Here is a 16,268-nt window from a genome sequence, read left to right as displayed (position 1 = left end):
CAAAAATTTCGTTATCGGCAGATAACGACGTTGATTGGTGCCTGCATCTTTTGGGCTGTTATTTCCTTTCCTGTGGCGGTCATGGCGGCCGTTTTGGTAATTGCCGGAGATATCCTGGATCACTTGTGCCTGCGTTCTGCATTGCGCATGCTGGATCGAGGGGGCGATCTACCACGGCTCAAATTGTTTACCATGCTCAGCGCAGGGGTTCAGGCCGTCACCATTGTGGCGGCCATATCGCTGGCCTGGGACAGCTTTGGTGCGCATTCGGAGCCGCTTTTGGCGATTGCCATGCTGACCGGAGTTGCCGTCAACGGTGGGGTTGCATTACCGTTTCATTCCGGCGCCGCGATTGTTCGAATGGGGATTTATGGTGCCGCTATCCTGGTCCAATTCGGAGCGGAATTTCTGGTGGTGGATCAGGATCTGACCAAGACTTTTGCCAATTTTCTGGGTGCTCTCATTCTGGCCTATACGGTTTATTTGTTCACAAGAGCGGTCAACGCGAATTTTTTGAGTAGTCAGGCAACAACGCTGGAGTTGATGCAGCAACGACAGAAGTTGGAACGCACCAACAGGGAGTTGAAAGAAAAGCAGATCGAAGCGCGAAAGCTTGCTTTGGTAGCGCAACATGCCAATGACAGTGTGATCATAATTAACTCGGATGGGTTAATAGATTGGGTGAACAACGCCTTTTCAGAAATCACGGGGTATTCGTTCAATGAAGCCGTCGGGACGGCACCGGGTGCGCTTTTGAATGCACCGGACACGGACCTTGACGTGGTCGCGCACCTCGCGACGACGATCCTGGCAGGGGAGACATTCAGGGGGGAAATCCTCAATCAGCACAAGCAGGGGCATCAATTCTGGATAGAAACCAATCAAGTCCCGGTCATAGGGGCGGATGGGGAAATTGAAATGGTTGTCGCGATCGAACGCGACATTTCAGCAATGCGCCAACATGCCATGGAGCTGGAGGCCGCCCGCGAAGCGGCCGAGGACGCGACGCGCGCAAAATCTGATTTTCTTGCAACCATGAGCCATGAAATCAGGACCCCGATGAATGGGGTTCTCGGGATGTCTGACCTGCTATCCCAAACGACCTTGAACGACGAGCAAAACCTGTTTGTTCAAACCATCCAGACCTCTGCCAGAACATTGCTGGGTTTAATCAATGATATTCTGGATCTGTCCAAGTTGGACGCCCGGCGTATGGAGTTGAGCCCGGTCGTTTTTGAAGTTCACGCCTGTTTTTCCGATACGATCCGCCTGTTGAGAGGGCAGGCACAAGAAAAGTCAGTGGGGTTGAGCGTCGACATTGATGGGACTGTTCCCCGGTGGTTGTTGGGTGATGACCGCCGCATCCAGCAAATTCTGTTCAATCTGGTGGGAAATGCCATCAAATTTACCGAAACCGGGCAGGTGACTGTCCGTGTCACCTGTGAACGCAATTGCAAGAATCCAGTGTTGCGGTTTGAGGTGGAAGACACTGGGATCGGCATTCCCGAGGCCAAGCTGGACAAGATTTTCGAACGTTTTTCTCAGGCCGAAGCTTCGACGACCCGACGTTTCGGAGGCACAGGATTGGGTCTCACCATAGCCCGAATGCTCGCCAATGCGATGGACGGTGAAATCTTGGTGCGCTCAGAAGTGGGTCAGGGCACCCTGTTCACTGTCTTCCTGCATCTGGATCCCGTTCCATCAGAGGTTCCGATCCAGGAAAGAAACGCGGCACCGATGTTGTTGATTGATCCCAAATCAGGTGAGCCAGAACACGTTTCTAGGGACACGTTGCGTGTTCTGGTCGCCGAAGACAACAAGGTCAACCGGCTGGTCATCGCCAAATTTCTGAAATCCATGCCCGTTGAGGTGTCGTTTGCACATGACGGGCGCGAAGCGGTTGAACGTGCATTGGAACAGGAGCCGGATTTGATCTTTATGGATATGTCCATGCCGGTGATGAATGGTCTGGATGCTACGCGTGAAATTCGAGCCAAATGCCCCGTACAACCCAGAATAGTCGCCCTGACCGCGAACGCATTCGAGAGTGATCGAGATGCTTGTCTTGCCGCGGGAATGGATGGTTTTTTGACCAAACCGCTGTCTCGGGCAGAATTATTGGCCGTTCTGGAGAAATTGCAGCCGCGGGAAAACCATCGGATGCAGGGTTGACTTCCCCCGTTGCGAACCCTTGTGTGATTACTCAGATCTGGCACAACCCGAGAGGTCCAGGGTGGATATCGCAACGCGTGTTTACAATCACAAATGGAAGATTGATCCGATTGTCAGGTCGTTGATCGACACTGACTTTTATAAGCTGCTGATGTGCCAGTCGGTATTTCGCAATAAGTCCGACACCCAGGTGACGTTTTCCCTGATCAACCGATCCACGCATATTCCGTTGGCCCATCTGATAGATGAGGGCGAACTGCGCGAGCAACTGGATCATATCCGCTCACTGAGCCTGAGCCGGGGCGAGAGCACCTGGCTGCGCGGCAACACATTCTATGGCAAACGTCAGATGTTTCGCCCAGATTTTATGGAATGGTTCGAAAATCTGCGGCTGCCGCACTATCATCTGGAGCGGCGAGGCGACCAATACGAACTGACATTCGAAGGCAGTTGGCCCGAAGTCATGTTGTGGGAAATTCCGGCGTTGGCGGTGTTGATGGAGTTGCGCGGGCGTGCCGTCCTGAATGACATGGGGCGGTTCGAACTTCAGGTGCTTTACGCACGAGCCATGACCAAGGTCTGGGAAAAGATTGAAAAATTGCGCGAGATTGACGGTCTCTCTATTGCTGATTTCGGGACCCGTCGTCGTCATTCCTTCTTGTGGCAGGACTGGTGTGTGCAGGCGATGATGGAGGGGATCGGAGGCAAATTCACCGGAACCTCAAATTGTCTGATCGCAATGCGACGTGAAGTAGAGGCCATCGGGACAAATGCCCATGAATTGCCAATGGTTTACTCAGCTTTGGCCAGGAACGATGCCGACCTGGCACAGGCTCCCTATGACGTCTTGCGCGACTGGCATGACGAGCACGAAGGCAACCTGCGAATTATTCTGCCGGATACCTATGGAACCAGAGGGTTTTTGGACAACGCGCCGGATTGGTTGGCTGGGTGGACCGGCATTCGGATAGACAGTGGAGAGCCGGCCAAGGGTGCCGAAATTGCAATCAATTGGTGGCGAGACCGCGGCGAGGACCCGCGCGACAAGCGGGTGATTTTTTCTGATGGATTGGATGTGGCCCAAATCGCCGAGCTGCATGCTCGGTTTTCCGGGCAGGTCAATGTGTCGTTTGGCTGGGGAACCCTGCTGACCAATGATTTTCGCGGGCTGGTGCCCCAAGAGGCATTGGCTCCCTTTTCTTTGGTGTGCAAAGCGGTTTCGGCAAACGGTCATCCGACGGTCAAGCTGTCAGATAATCCGGAAAAGGCGATGGGCCCACCAGAAGAAGTGCGTCGCTACAAGCGGGTGTTTGGCGTGGGAGCACAGGATGCGATCAAAGTCGTCGTATGACCACAGGGAAACTGTGTGACGGGGCGCTCCCGCCCGGACGCGCTGGATCAGAGATCCATCTTGTCCAGTTGGGCCGGGCAGCGCGGGCTGAAGCCCGCGCTGATGCGGTGACGGATTATACGCCAGTTTTTAGGCAGAGTGCCGGTTGAGGCGGCGTTCACGCCAGATCACCATCAACCCTCCTGCCGCGATAAGGAGGGCACCAGGAAAGAGATCCTGGAACGGAGCCTCATCAAAGGTGATCCACCCCATGACAAAGGCGATGGGAATACCGAAATAGCTGAATGGGGCGAGGTTGCTTTGTTCCGTCATCCGGTAGGAGGCAACAAGACAAAGCACGGCAGTGCCCCCCAATCCTCCCATAGTCATGATCCAGCCGAAGTCTTCCCAGCTGTTGATGGCTGAGAACCCGCCCATGACCAGGGCCAGCGCGGTGGCCGTTACCAGGGCGACACCGGCCGAGTAGAGATTGACCAAGGCCGTCGAATGGCTGGCGTCGATCCGGCGGGCCGTCACGCCGGCAAGCGCATAAAGAAATGCCGCTCCAAGCGGGGCCAGGGCAATCGGCGCAAATGTTTCACGCCCCGGTCCCATGACCAGCATGACGCCGGCGAACCCCAGCAAGACGGCGGACCACCGGACCCAGCCGACCTTTTCCCCCAAAAGAGGCACCGCAAGGGCGGTCATGAACAGGGCGTTTGCATAAGTGATGGTCGACGCCGTGGCAAAAGCCATATGTCCCAGCGACAAATAGAACAGAAACTGGGCAAAGGTGACGATAAAGCCGCGCGCACAGGCCAAAGGCCATTGGGCGATATGCCAGTTGCGTACACCTTGCCGCCAGGCGCGGGCGGACCAGAGCGCGACAAAGGCGGGCACCAGCCCAAACAGGTTGCGCCAGGCTGACAGCTCGGCGGCCGAATAGCTCACCGACAGGTGTTTGATGATCAAACCCATCAGGTCGAACAGCACCAAAGCCAACAGCGACAACAGGATGGCTGTACCGGTGCGATCCGGGTTTGTCATGGGTTACCCATGATAGGCAGCCACGGTTTTTAGCTGCGAAAAGCCGTACAGGGCCTCAAAGCCCTTTTCGCGTCCATGGCCGGATTTTCCAACGCCACCAAAGGGCAGTTCGACCCCGCCACCTGCACCATAATTGTTGATGAATACCTGGCCGGACCGCAGTTGTTTGGCCAGACGCATTTGCCGGCCACCATCCCGGGTCCAGATGCTGGCCACCAGCCCGAAATCGGTGCTGTTGGCAATGGCAATCGCCTCTTCTTCGGTGTCAAAGGGGATCAGGACCTGCACCGGGCCAAAGATCTCGTCGCGGGCCAATGTGTGATCCGCAGGCACATCGGCAAACAAAGTGGGCCGGACATAAGCACCAGTTTGCGGGGCCGTGTCGATGATATGGCCCTGCGCTGCGATGGGTAGATCAGCGCCCTGGTCCAAGAACCCAGTGACGATTTGTTTCTGACGTTCCGAAATCAATGGCCCTAAACGCTGGTCATCCGCGGCGGGACCGACGGTGAGGTCACCATATGCCTGCGCCATGCGAGATTTGACTTCCTCATAGACGCTGCGATGAACCAGAATGCGGGAAGAGGCGGAACAGGTCTGACCGGCATTCTGAATACCCGCATTTACCAGAAATGGAAGGGCGGCATCCAGATCTGCATCGTCAAATACCAGTTGCGGCGACTTGCCGCCCAATTCCAGCGTGACAGGAACGACATTGCGACCTGCAGCCTGCTGGACCAAGGCACCGGTGGCCACCGAGCCAGTAAACGAGATGTGGTGCACACCGGGATGCGCGGTCAAGGCTGCGCCTGCTTCGCCCCCCAAACCGGGGACCACGTTCAAGGCACCGGCCGGCAATCCGGCCTCAACAGCCAGATGAGCAAACGCCAGCGCAGTGAGGCATGCCTCTTCGGCCGGTTTCAGAACGGCGGCGTTGCCCATGGCCAAAGCAGCGCCGACGGACCGACCGATGATCTGCATCGGATAGTTCCAAGGTACAATGTGGCCGGTCACCCCGTGCGGTTCGCGCAGGGTATAAACGGTATAGCCATCGAGATAGGGGATGGTTTCCCCCATAATCTTGTCCGCTGCTCCGCCATAGAACTCACAGTATCGCGCCAACGCGATTGCATCGGCGCGTGCCTGGGTTAGTGGTTTGCCAACATCCATAGCTTCGAGCATGGCCAGTTCATCGACCCGATCCAGAACCAACTGTCCCAATCGGGTCAGGATGCGGCCACGGTCCAGCGCAGTCATCCGTCCCCAATCGCCCTGCAATGCAGCCTTGGCGGCGGTGACTGCCGCATCCACATCCGCGGCGGTGCCCCGGGCTATCTGGCAGAGCTCGACGCCGTCAGAGGGGTTGATCAGCGGCAGAGTCTGGCCAGAGGTGCCGGGGCACCATTTACCATTGACCAAGCAAAGAGAGGGGTCGAACCAGATGGGATTAGACATTGTCTAAGCTCCTGCGCAGTGTTTCAGGGTCCGGAAGCACCGGAGCCGCGGCAATAAGGGATTGGGTGTAGGGATGCTGGGCGGCGGTAAAAACGGCTTCGGTCTCGCCCTGTTCAACGATCTTGCCAGATTTCATTACCAGAACCCGGTCGGTGACGGTGCGCACGACGCTCAGGTCATGGCTGATAAACAAATAGGTGAGGTTGTAGGCCTCGCAGAGCTCTGCAAGCAGGTCGAGTATCTGGGCACGAACCGAGACATCCAGCGCGCTGACCGCCTCGTCAAACAGGATCAGCTCAGGGCGGATGATCAAGGCCCGCGCAATTGCGATGCGCTGTCGCTGACCGCCCGAGAATTGATGAATATACTTGTTGGCGTCATCAGGCTCCAGGCCAACAGCGCGCAGCATTTCGGCGATCCGATCGCTACGCTCGGATCCGGCGGGCGCGGAATTCAGCAGGTGAAAGGGCTCTGTGATCAGCCGGTCAACACGATGACGCGGGTTGAAGCTGCCAAAGGGGTCCTGGAACACCACTTGCATTTTTCGGCGAACGGCCAGATTGGGTTTGTGACCGGTGAAAACCGGTTCTCCGTCCAGCAAGATCCGGCCGCCCTGTACGTCTTCCAACCCCAAAAGTGCTCGGGTCAGAGTCGATTTTCCGCAACCGGATTCCCCGACAAGCCCCAGCCGTTCTCCGCGGTTCAACGTGAATGAAACCTCATCGACGGCGCGGTAATGCCCTGGTCCTGTAAACAGCTGTGTGCGGGGCAGGCGATAGTCGCGAATTACGTGTTGAACGTCGAGCAGCGGGACAGGAGGTGGAACCGGGGGAAGCGCAACCTGATGCCGGGAGGCATCAAACAGCATCCGCGTATAAGGGTGTTGCATGTTGGTCAAAAGCTGGCGCGTTGGTCCGGTTTCAACCACTTCTCCGTGGCGCATGACCACGATCCGGTCGGCCATGTCTGCCACCACAGCCAGATCGTGGGTGATCATCAACAGCCCCATGTCGAATTCGGTAACCAGATCTTTCAACAGATCGAGAATCTGGGCCTGTGTGGTGACATCAAGCGCGGTCGTCGGTTCATCTGCGATCAACAGCTTGGGGCGCAAAGCGATGGCCATGGCGATCACCACCCTTTGGCGCTGTCCGCCCGACAGTTCGTGCGGATAACGTGTCAGTGGGAAGCGGTCGGCGGGCAAGCCAACGCGGGTCAGCACGTCGCGGGCGTGCTCTTGTGCTTTGACGGGTGTCATCGCCTTGTGAATCAGGATGGTTTCCATCACCTGATCACCGATTGTCTTTACCGGGTTCAAGGCGGTCATGGGTTCCTGAAACACCATTCCGATGGATTGTCCCCGCAGGGTGCACATCTGCGCTTCGCTTTGGTCGAGGATGGACGTATCCCCAAGCCGGATTGCGCCATTGGTCATGCTGCGTTCGGGTAGCAATCGCATTGTGGCCAACGCGGTCATGGATTTTCCCGATCCGCTTTCGCCAGTGACGGCAACGATTTCTCCGGGGCCGATGGACAGAGAAACATCCCGCAAGATCGGCAGCCCGCCAATCGAAAGCGATAGATTTTCGACGGAAAGCAGGGTCATGTGCGCGCCACCCGCAATTTGGGGTCCAACCAATCGCGCAGCCCATCACCCATCAGGTTAAGCCCCAGAACCGTGACGATAATTGCCAACCCCGGCACCAATGCCAGATGCGGTGCAAAGCTGACCATTGTCTGAGCATCTGCCAGCATTCGGCCCCAGCTGGGGGTCGGAGGTTGCGCGCCGAGGCCAACATAGGACAGGCCAGCTTCGGCCAGGATGCCCAGGGAAAACTGAATGGTACCCTGCACAATCAGCAGGTTGGCCACATTGGGCAGGATATGTTCGGCTGATATACGAGCAGCCCCCTTGCCTGCGACACGGGCGGCAAGGATGAATTCGCGTTCCCACAGAGACAGCGCTGCACCGCGCGTAATGCGGGCAAAGACAGGGATGTTGAAGATACCGATCGCGATGATCGCATTGATCGCCCCTGCGCCAAAGACGGCGGTGATCAGGATCGCGATGACCAACGAAGGAAAGGCAAACACCAGATCATTGGCACGCATGATCAGTTCGTCCAGCCAGGATCCCCTGCGCGCAGCTGCGGTCAGGCCCAGCGGGATGCCGATGCTCATTCCGATCCCGACGGCCACCAACGCCACGGCAATCGACGTGCGCGCGCCCACCATGATCATCGAAAAGATGTCGCGGCCAAAGTGGTCGGTGCCAAACCAATGGGTGCCATTTGGAATTTGCAGCTTGGCCGGGATGTTCATTGCTGTGTGTTCAAAAGGGGTCCAGACAAAGGACAACACAGCGGCCAGTACCACCAGGGATGACAGGATCGCACCCAGGACCAGGTTTCGGCTCATGTCCGGCTCCTCAGGCGGGGGTCCACGGCGGCATAGGCCAGGTCCACAGCAAAATTCACGACGATGACAGCGAACACCAACAGCATGACGACGCTTTCGACCACAATCAGATCACGTGACGAAATTGCCTGGAACACAAGCCGCCCGAGCCCTGGCAGGTAAAACACCTGTTCAATGATGATCGATCCTGCCATCAGGAATGAAAACTGCAACCCGATGATGGTCAGCACCGGGATCAACGCATTGCGTACCCCGTGCCGCCACAGTGCCTGACGACGGGTGAGCCCCTTGGCCCGCGCAGTGCGCATGAAATCCTCGCCCAGAATGTCCAGCAGAGCCGACCGCATGACCCGGGCCAGAATGGACGCCTGCGGCAAGGCCAGCGCAATTGCGGGCAGGGTCAGAGAATGCAACCCGACCCAGATCCCGTCGTCCCATCCGGCAAACCCGCCTGCCCCGAACCACCGCAGGTTGATGGCAAAAATCAGCACCAGGATCATGGCGAACCAAAAATTGGGGATGGCGACCCCCAACTGTGTGGCACCCATCATGGCGACATCACCTGCTGTGCCCCGGCGTGCGGCGGCATAGATCCCGGCCGGAAACGCAATCAATGTCGAAAGCATCAATGCATATAGGGCCAACGGCAGCGACACCCACAGGCGTTCGCCGATCATTTCGGCCACCGGCGTGCGATAGGTATAGGATGTCCCGAAATCACCTTGGATCAGCCCGCTGACCCAGACAAGATACCGTTCGGTCCGAGACATATCGAGCCCCAGTTCAGCCCGCAGGGCAGCGACCGTGTCGGGCTGTGCATTGATGCCCAACATAAATGACGCAGGATCGCCCGGCGCAACCTCGACCACTGCAAAGATCACCAACGAGGCAATGGCGAGGCTGATCAGCAGCGATAAAAGACGTTTGAGAGTATACCGTACCATTGCCGCCACGTTAGGCGGGTGTTCCGGGCGGGTCCAGAAAATTGACGCACTGGAACGCAAGGGCATTTTCGCATCTGACGATTGAATTTGTTTGCTATTATTTCACTTTGGTCGAAACATCCCCGACAGGCCCCTGTCCACCGGTATGCAACAGGGGCAAGCGAGGGCACCGATGCATGAGGAATTCGACTATATCATTGTAGGTGCCGGTTCTGCGGGCTGTGTTCTGGCCAACCGACTGGGAGCGGATACATCGCAAAGGATCCTGGTTCTCGAGGCCGGGCCAATGGATTATGATCTGATGATCCATGTGCCTGCTGGGGTCTATTCGGTGTGGCACAAGCCGGGGCTAAACTGGAACTATGACAGCGAACCCGAACCCGAACTGGACAGTCGTCAGGTATTCATTCCGCGTGGCAAGGTTTTGGGTGGGTCGTCGTCCATCAATTCGATGGTCTATATGCGCGGGCACCCGCTGGATTACGATGGCTGGGCCAGCCGTCCGGGCATGGCGGATTGGGCATTTGACCGCTGCCTGCCTTACTTTCGGGCCGGAGAATGTTCGGACCGAGGCGGCAGCGTGTGGCGCGGAGACGCGGGGCCGCTGGGGGTTAGTCAGGCCGGCTATGACAATCCGCTGTTTGATGCATTCGTGGCGGCAGGTCCGCAGGCCGGGCAGGGACAAACCGATGATCCGAACGGATATCAACCCGAGGGCACCACCCGATTGGATGCGACACGGCGACATGGCCGCAGGTGCAGTGCCGCGATTGCACATCTGCGCCCGGCGTTGAAGCGAGGCAATGTCACGTTGGTCACTGGGGCTGTGGTGCAACGAGTGGTGATCGAAAACGGTCGAGCGACAGGCGTTGAATACATCCACCGCGGCAAGCGGCTGAGGGGGCAGGCAGGGCGGGATGTGATCTTGTCCGGCGGGGCGTTGAATTCGCCACAATTGTTGATGCTTTCGGGTATTGGGCCGGCGGGTCATCTGACAGACCATGGCATCCCGGTCGCAGTGGACAGCCCCGGTGTGGGCCAAAACCTGCAGGATCATGCCTGTATCATTCTGCAATATGCCTGTCCGTTGCGGTTCCCGTTGCATGTCGTTGACCACCCACTGCGCAAGGCCGCCGCCGGGCTGCGTTGGGTTTTCATGCGGGATGGGGCGGCGGCGTCGAACATCTGGGAGGCAGGCGGGCTGATCCGGTCGGATGACACGGTGGCCTATGCCGATCTTCAATATCATTTTGCACCAGTGGCCTTTGAATATGACGGGCCAAAAATCACGCTGATGCAGGGGTTTGCCATCCATGTGGATCAATTGCGCCCGCGCAGCCGCGGGGCAGTGACATTGCGGTCGGCAGATCCTGCGCAAGCACCGCGGCTGAACTTTAACTTCTTCTCCGAACCTGCGGACCTGGATGAAATGGTGCAGGGTGTTCTGCGCACCCGGGAATTGATCTCGCAACCGGCATTTGAGGGGCTGCGAGGGGCGGAAATCACACCAGGACCAGAGGTGCACAGCCTAGATCAAATCCGGGCCTGGGTACGTCAAGCGAGCGAGACAGATTTTCATCCCAGCGGCACGTGCCGGATGGGCGTGGGCGAAGATGCTGTTGTTGGCCCCGATCTGAAGGTCCACGGAGTCGAAGGGTTGCGGGTGGTGGACGCTTCGGTGATGCCGCGGATCACTTCGGGAAATCTGAATGCGCCAACGCAAATGATCGCAGCCAAGGCAGCAGATATCATCGCCAGACGCGATCCTTTACCCGCTGAACAGGCGGCCTATGCATTTCGAAGCTAACCTCTTAGGAGCAAAAAAAAGCCGCCCCTCAGGGCGGCTTTTCGGTGAATTGGGGGGGATTACTTGGCCCAGCTGACCCCCGTCAGATCCGTTGCTTGGGTCGGGGCATTGACCCACAACCCTTGGAGATCAGCCTTGGCCACGCCCAATGCAGCCAGCTGGAACAGGTAACCGTTCACATAATCATCAGCGATGATTTTTTGGGCCTGCTGGAGCATCTCTGTTCGCTTGGCCGGATCGGTGGTGCCGTTCAGGTCGGTCATCAGCTGCTGGAAGGCTGCGTTGTCATACTGGAAATAGTATTCGGGGCGCGCATAGATGCCGATGTCCATCGGCTCGGTATGGCTGACGATGGTCAGGCCAAAGTTTTTGCCGCGAAAGACCGTTTCCAACCACTGCGCCCATTCCACATTGGTGATCTCAGCCTTGATCCCGACCTCGGCCAACTGGGCCGCGATGATCTCTCCGCCACGGCGTGCGTAGGATGGCGGTGGCAGGTGCAATGTGGTCTCAAATCCATCCGGGAATCCGGCTTCGGCCAACAACGAACGGGCCATGTCCGGGTCGTGGGCGGATTGGCCGGTCAGATCCACATAGGCCGGGTTGTGGGGGGCAAAATGGGTTCCAATCGGGGTGCCATATCCAAACATGGCACCATCCACGATGGCCTGCCGATCAATGGCATGGGCGACAGCCTGGCGCACTTTGACGTTGTCAAACGGAGGTTGCTTGTTGTTGGTCGACAGGATGGTTTCGCCTTCGGTTGATCCGATCAACACCTGGAATCGCGGGTCGGCATCAAACTGAGGCAGGTTTTCCGGCGCGGGATATCCGCTGAATGCGTCGATGTCTTCGGCCATCATCGCCGCAAAGGCGGCGGTGGGGTCCGAGATGAATTTGAACGTGGCGCTGTCCAGATGCGCAGGTGTGCCCCAATAGTCAGCATTTTTCACCAGCTCAATCTTGTCGCCCTGAACCCAACCGGAGAATTTGAAGGCACCGGTCCCGATTGGGGTTGTCTTGATGTCGCCAATGCTTTCCGGGGCAACAATCACCGCATCACCCCAGGCCATGTTAAACAGAAAGCTGCCATTGGGTTCGCTCAGCGTTACCTTGACGGTCATCGGGTCAACTACGGAAACATCCGAGATCCCGGCAAACAGTGCTTTTTGTGCATTGGTGCTGTCTTCGGCGCGGGCACGATCAAGGCTGAATTTCACGTCCTCGGCGTCCATGCCGGTGCCGTCATGAAAGGTCACGCCGTCCTGCAGATGAAAGGTATACTCTGTCCCATCATCGGAAATATCCCAGCTTTTTGCCAGTCCGGGCACAACGGACCCATCCCCCATGAACCGGGTCAGCCCTTCGAAAACATTCGAATACAGGACCGAGTCGATGGCACCGGCCGCGGCAGATGTCGGGTCCAGATGCGGGGGTTCGAGCTGCAGCCCAACGGTTACGGTGCCTTTGGCCAGAGCGACCCCCGTGGTGAGCGCCAGAATCGAACTGGCCGTAAGAACAATTGATTTGAATGACATATTTGTGTCTCCCCGTCTGGTTGTCCGCGCCCTTGGCTTTGACGCACTTGGGCCAAGTGTTCCCTCTTTAGGCATTTCAATCAAGCGTGGAGGGACAAATCGCGCACTGGAATCGCGTTACGTAAATTGCTACACCGCAGCATTCTGAACCGCGAACGGGAAGATCATGAGCGCAACGGCCCGCAAATCGGCCCCCAATGCCGACGATATTCGCGCCCTCAAGGGCAAAACTCCAATCGTCAGCCTGACCGCCTATACCACGCCAATGGCACAGGTCATGGACGATCATTGCGACTTTGTTCTTGTGGGCGATAGTGTCGGGATGGTTCTGCACGGGTTGCCATCGACGCTGTCGGTGACAATGGAAATGATGATCCTGCACGGTCGTGCGGTGGCACGTGGGTTGAGCAAGGCGATGATGGTTATCGATATGCCGTTCGCCAGCTATGAGCAAAGCCCAGAACAGGCGTTTTGCAACGCGGCGCGGCTGATGGCCGAAACCGGCGCAGCAGCGGTCAAGCTGGAAGGTGGGGTGGACATGGCCGACACCATCCGGTTTCTGGTCAAACGCGGGATTCCGGTGATGGCCCATATTGGGCTGACGCCTCAGTCGATCAACACGTTGGGCGGCTACAAGGTGCAGGGGCGAGATGCCCAGGCAGATGCGGTTCTGGCTGATGCACACGCAGTGACGGAGGCTGGTGCGTTTTCTGTGGTGCTGGAAAAGGTTCCGCAGGGATTGGCCGATCGCATCACGGGTGACATCGCCATCCCGACCATCGGCATTGGTGCCAGCGCCGGATGCGATGGGCAGATCCTTGTCGTGGACGACATGCTGGGCTTGTTCACTGCGTTCAAACCGAAATTTGTCAAACGCTATGCCGATCTTGGGCAACAGGCCCAATCCGCCGTCGCGGACTATGCAGCCGAAGTGCGCGCCCGCACGTTTCCGGCGGCAGAGCATGTGTTTGCCGATCAGATCCCTGCTATCAAAGAGTGACTTGAAATGACTGCTCCCATTTTGCGCCGTCTTGCGGACTTGCGTGTTCGCCAGGCTGAGTGGGCCCGTGCGGGCGAAACAATTGGTGTCGTGCCTACGATGGGGGCGCTGCATGCGGGGCACCTGTCTCTGGTCGAGGCCGCCTGTGATGCCTGCGACCGGGTCATCGTCACGATCTTTGTCAATCCGCGCCAGTTCAACAGCCCGGAGGATCTGGCCAATTATCCACGCACCGAACATGAAGACGCACAGAAATTGTCCGGATACCCGGTGGATGTGATCTATGTCCCGGATCCGGATCAGATTTATCCTGATGGATATGCGACGACTGTGTCGGTCGACGGATTGACTGATGTTCTGGAGGGCGAATTCCGTCCGGGACATTTTGATGGGGTCGCGACGGTCTGTGCCAAGTTGTTCCTGCAGACAGGGGCGCAAAAAGCGTTCTTTGGGAAAAAAGACTATCAGCAGATGATGGTGGTGCGACGGATGGCGCGTGATCTGGATATTCCGATCGAGGTCATAGGGTGCGAAACGGTGCGTGAAGAGACCGGGCTGGCCATGTCTTCGCGGAATCTCAGATTGTCAGTGTCTGGATTGCAGAAGGCCGCAGCCCTGTATCGGGTGATGCAGGACATGGCCACCAAGCTGGCAGAGGGTGTGGCAGTGTCAGAGGTGGAATCGGCGGCGCGTGACGCGCTGTCGGCATCGGGTTTCGAGGATATCGAATATCTGGACCTGAGGTGCCAGAACAGTTTGCACAAGCTGCAGCATCCGGATCGCCCCGCGCGTTTGCTGGCGGCGGCCTGGATGGATGGCATCCGACTGATCGACAATATTGCTGTCCCAGTGTCCGAGCGCTGAACCAGAACCGAGTGCTCCCGCCCGGTGTCGACGCTCCCTGCGGGAACATCTCCTCCCGTTGGGCCGGGCACCTGCGGTGGAACCGCAGGTGCGGGTGTGGTTTCTGGCTGGCGGGTGGATTTGATCTTGCATAATGTTCCGGGAGGTACCGGATTATCGAGGATTGATCATGACCCACATTCTGGCGATCGACCAGGGCACCACGTCAACGCGCGCCATTCTGTTTGACGCTGAAATGAAGCCTGTGAGTTCTGCACAGGTAGAGTTTGCCCAGCATTTCCCACAGTCCGGGTGGGTTGAACATGATCCGGAAGAGATCTGGTCAACGACTGTCCAGGTCTGTCGCACTGTTATGGAAGCACAGGGCATCACGGCCACGGATTTGGCTGGAATCGGGATCACCAATCAACGTGAGACCACGGTGGTCTGGGATCGCGTAACGGGTGCGCCAATCCACAATGCGATCGTCTGGCAGGACCGGCGCACTGCGTCGATCTGCGAAGCTTTGCGCGAGGATGGGCATGAGCCCGACGTCAAGCACAGGACCGGTCTGTTGCTGGACCCCTATTTTTCAGGGACCAAGGTCAAGTGGATTTTGGATTCGATACCGGAGAGCCGGGCCCGGGCTGCCCGGGGGGAGCTGTTGTTTGGAACCATCGACAGTTTCTTGATCTGGCGATTGACCGCAGGAACGGCGCATGTCACCGACGCGACAAACGCGGCGCGTACTCTTTTATATGATATCCGGGCCGGAGAGTGGAGCGCAGAGATTTGCGATCTGCTGGATATCCCGATGCAGATGTTGCCCGAGGTCAAGGATTGCGCCGCCGATTTTGGGATAACTGACACAAAGGTTCTGGGAGGAGAAGTTCCGATCCTGGGGGTGGCAGGAGATCAGCAGGCGGCAACTATCGGGCAGGCATGTTTCCGCCCCGGGATGATGAAATCGACCTATGGGACCGGGTGTTTTGCCCTGTTGAACACAGGCACAGAACCGGTTGTTTCGAACAATCGGATGCTGACAACCATTGCCTATCAGTTGGACGGGAAACCAACCTATGCGCTGGAGGGGTCCATCTTTGTCGCTGGCGCGGCGGTGCAGTGGTTGCGCGACGGATTGGGGATCATTCAGGAGGCCGGGCAATCTGGAGAGCTGGCCGCCTCGGCTGATCCGACACAAGATGTCATTCTGGTTCCGGCGTTTACCGGACTGGGGGCACCGTATTGGCAACCCGAGTGCCGCGGCGGTGTGTTCGGATTGGTGCGCAATTCCGGGCCTGCGGAGTTTGCTCGGGCGGCGTTACAGTCGGTCGGGTATCAGACCCGGGATCTGTGGGAGGCCATGCGCGCCGATTGGGGGCAAGAGGCCTCGGTTACTCTGAGAGTTGATGGCGGAATGACGGCCAGCGATTGGGCGATGCAGGGTCTTGCGGATATTCTGGGGGCATCGGTGGATCGTCCGGTGATGCAGGAAACAACCGCATTGGGTGTTGCGTGGCTGGCAGGGATGAGGGCTGGGATCTACCCGGACCAAACCGGGTTTGCGCAGACCTGGGCTTTGGATCGGCAATTCACCAGCCAGATCAGCTCAGATGTACGGGACGCGTCCTATGCCCGCTGGAAACGGGCCGTTGCGGCGATCATGGCGGTGTGATCCTTTCCCCCGTTTGCGCCCGCCGCCGCGTGCCGTCTG

The 16,268-nt window shown here is 57.9% G+C and carries 12 protein-coding genes; 6 read left to right on the top strand and 6 right to left on the bottom strand.

The features are described 5' to 3' along the window. The first annotated feature begins 81 nt into the window (after positions 1-81). Positions 82-2,172 (top strand): ATP-binding protein, encoded by a 2,091-nt coding sequence (locus tag QEZ52_RS19700; protein WP_406646401.1) that lies wholly within the window; start codon positions 82-84, stop codon positions 2,170-2,172. A 61-nt stretch (positions 2,173-2,233) separates the two neighbouring features. Beyond that, entirely contained in the window at positions 2,234-3,523 is a 1,290-nt protein-coding gene (pncB, locus tag QEZ52_RS19695) for a nicotinate phosphoribosyltransferase (protein ID WP_406646398.1), read from the top strand. A gap of 129 nt (positions 3,524-3,652) precedes the next feature. Here pncB and QEZ52_RS19690 read toward each other — a convergent pair whose 3' ends face one another. Genes QEZ52_RS19690 through QEZ52_RS19670 form a run of 5 tightly spaced genes read right to left on the bottom strand, consistent with a single transcriptional unit; the run spans position 3,653 to position 9,366 of the window. After that, the gene (locus QEZ52_RS19690; protein WP_406646397.1) at positions 3,653-4,549 is read right to left on the bottom strand and encodes a DMT family transporter; all 897 of its coding nucleotides are present in this window, start codon (positions 4,547-4,549) and stop codon (positions 3,653-3,655) included. Between the two features lie 3 nt (positions 4,550-4,552). Next, entirely contained in the window at positions 4,553-6,004 is a 1,452-nt protein-coding gene (locus QEZ52_RS19685; protein WP_406646394.1) for an aldehyde dehydrogenase family protein, read from the bottom strand. Next, positions 5,997-7,610 (bottom strand): ABC transporter ATP-binding protein, encoded by a 1,614-nt coding sequence (locus QEZ52_RS19680; RefSeq protein ID WP_406646392.1) that lies wholly within the window; start codon positions 7,608-7,610, stop codon positions 5,997-5,999. The genes QEZ52_RS19685 and QEZ52_RS19680 overlap by 8 nt, the downstream gene beginning before the upstream one ends. After that, complete coding sequence (locus tag QEZ52_RS19675; protein ID WP_406646390.1) at positions 7,607-8,422, bottom strand: ABC transporter permease; 816 nt, start codon at positions 8,420-8,422, stop codon at positions 7,607-7,609. Before QEZ52_RS19675 ends, QEZ52_RS19680 begins: the two co-directional genes overlap by 4 nt. Then, on the bottom strand, positions 8,419-9,366 hold the full coding sequence (locus tag QEZ52_RS19670; RefSeq protein WP_406646387.1) for an ABC transporter permease: 948 nt from the start codon (positions 9,364-9,366) through the stop codon (positions 8,419-8,421). Before QEZ52_RS19670 ends, QEZ52_RS19675 begins: the two co-directional genes overlap by 4 nt. Before the next feature lie 172 nt (positions 9,367-9,538). Between QEZ52_RS19670 and QEZ52_RS19665 the strand changes: the two genes are divergently transcribed. Further along, positions 9,539-11,173, top strand: coding sequence for a choline dehydrogenase (locus QEZ52_RS19665; protein WP_406646384.1), 1,635 nt, complete (start codon positions 9,539-9,541; stop codon positions 11,171-11,173). A 59-nt stretch (positions 11,174-11,232) separates the two neighbouring features. Here the strand turns inward: QEZ52_RS19665 and QEZ52_RS19660 are convergent, their stop codons facing one another. Further along, positions 11,233-12,711 carry an ABC transporter substrate-binding protein gene (locus tag QEZ52_RS19660; protein ID WP_406646382.1) on the bottom strand — a complete coding sequence of 493 codons (1,479 nt, stop codon included), beginning with the start codon at positions 12,709-12,711 and terminating at the stop codon, positions 11,233-11,235. A 166-nt stretch (positions 12,712-12,877) separates the two neighbouring features. Here QEZ52_RS19660 and panB point away from each other — a divergent pair, with 166 nt between their 5' ends. From panB to glpK, 3 genes are all read left to right on the top strand, one after another. Then, entirely contained in the window at positions 12,878-13,711 is an 834-nt protein-coding gene (gene panB / locus QEZ52_RS19655) for a 3-methyl-2-oxobutanoate hydroxymethyltransferase (RefSeq protein ID WP_406646380.1), read from the top strand. Between the two features lie 6 nt (positions 13,712-13,717). Continuing rightward, entirely contained in the window at positions 13,718-14,575 is an 858-nt protein-coding gene (panC, locus tag QEZ52_RS19650; protein ID WP_406646377.1) for a pantoate--beta-alanine ligase, read from the top strand. 169 nt (positions 14,576-14,744) lie between these two features. Continuing rightward, on the top strand, positions 14,745-16,229 hold the full coding sequence (glpK, locus tag QEZ52_RS19645) for a glycerol kinase GlpK (RefSeq protein WP_406646375.1): 1,485 nt from the start codon (positions 14,745-14,747) through the stop codon (positions 16,227-16,229). The last annotated feature ends 39 nt before the right edge of the window (positions 16,230-16,268 follow it).

The organism is Aliisedimentitalea scapharcae (assembly GCF_045277565.1).
Taxonomy (GTDB): domain Bacteria; phylum Pseudomonadota; class Alphaproteobacteria; order Rhodobacterales; family Rhodobacteraceae; genus Aliisedimentitalea; species Aliisedimentitalea scapharcae.
This window is presented reverse-complemented; position numbering and strand designations above follow the sequence as displayed.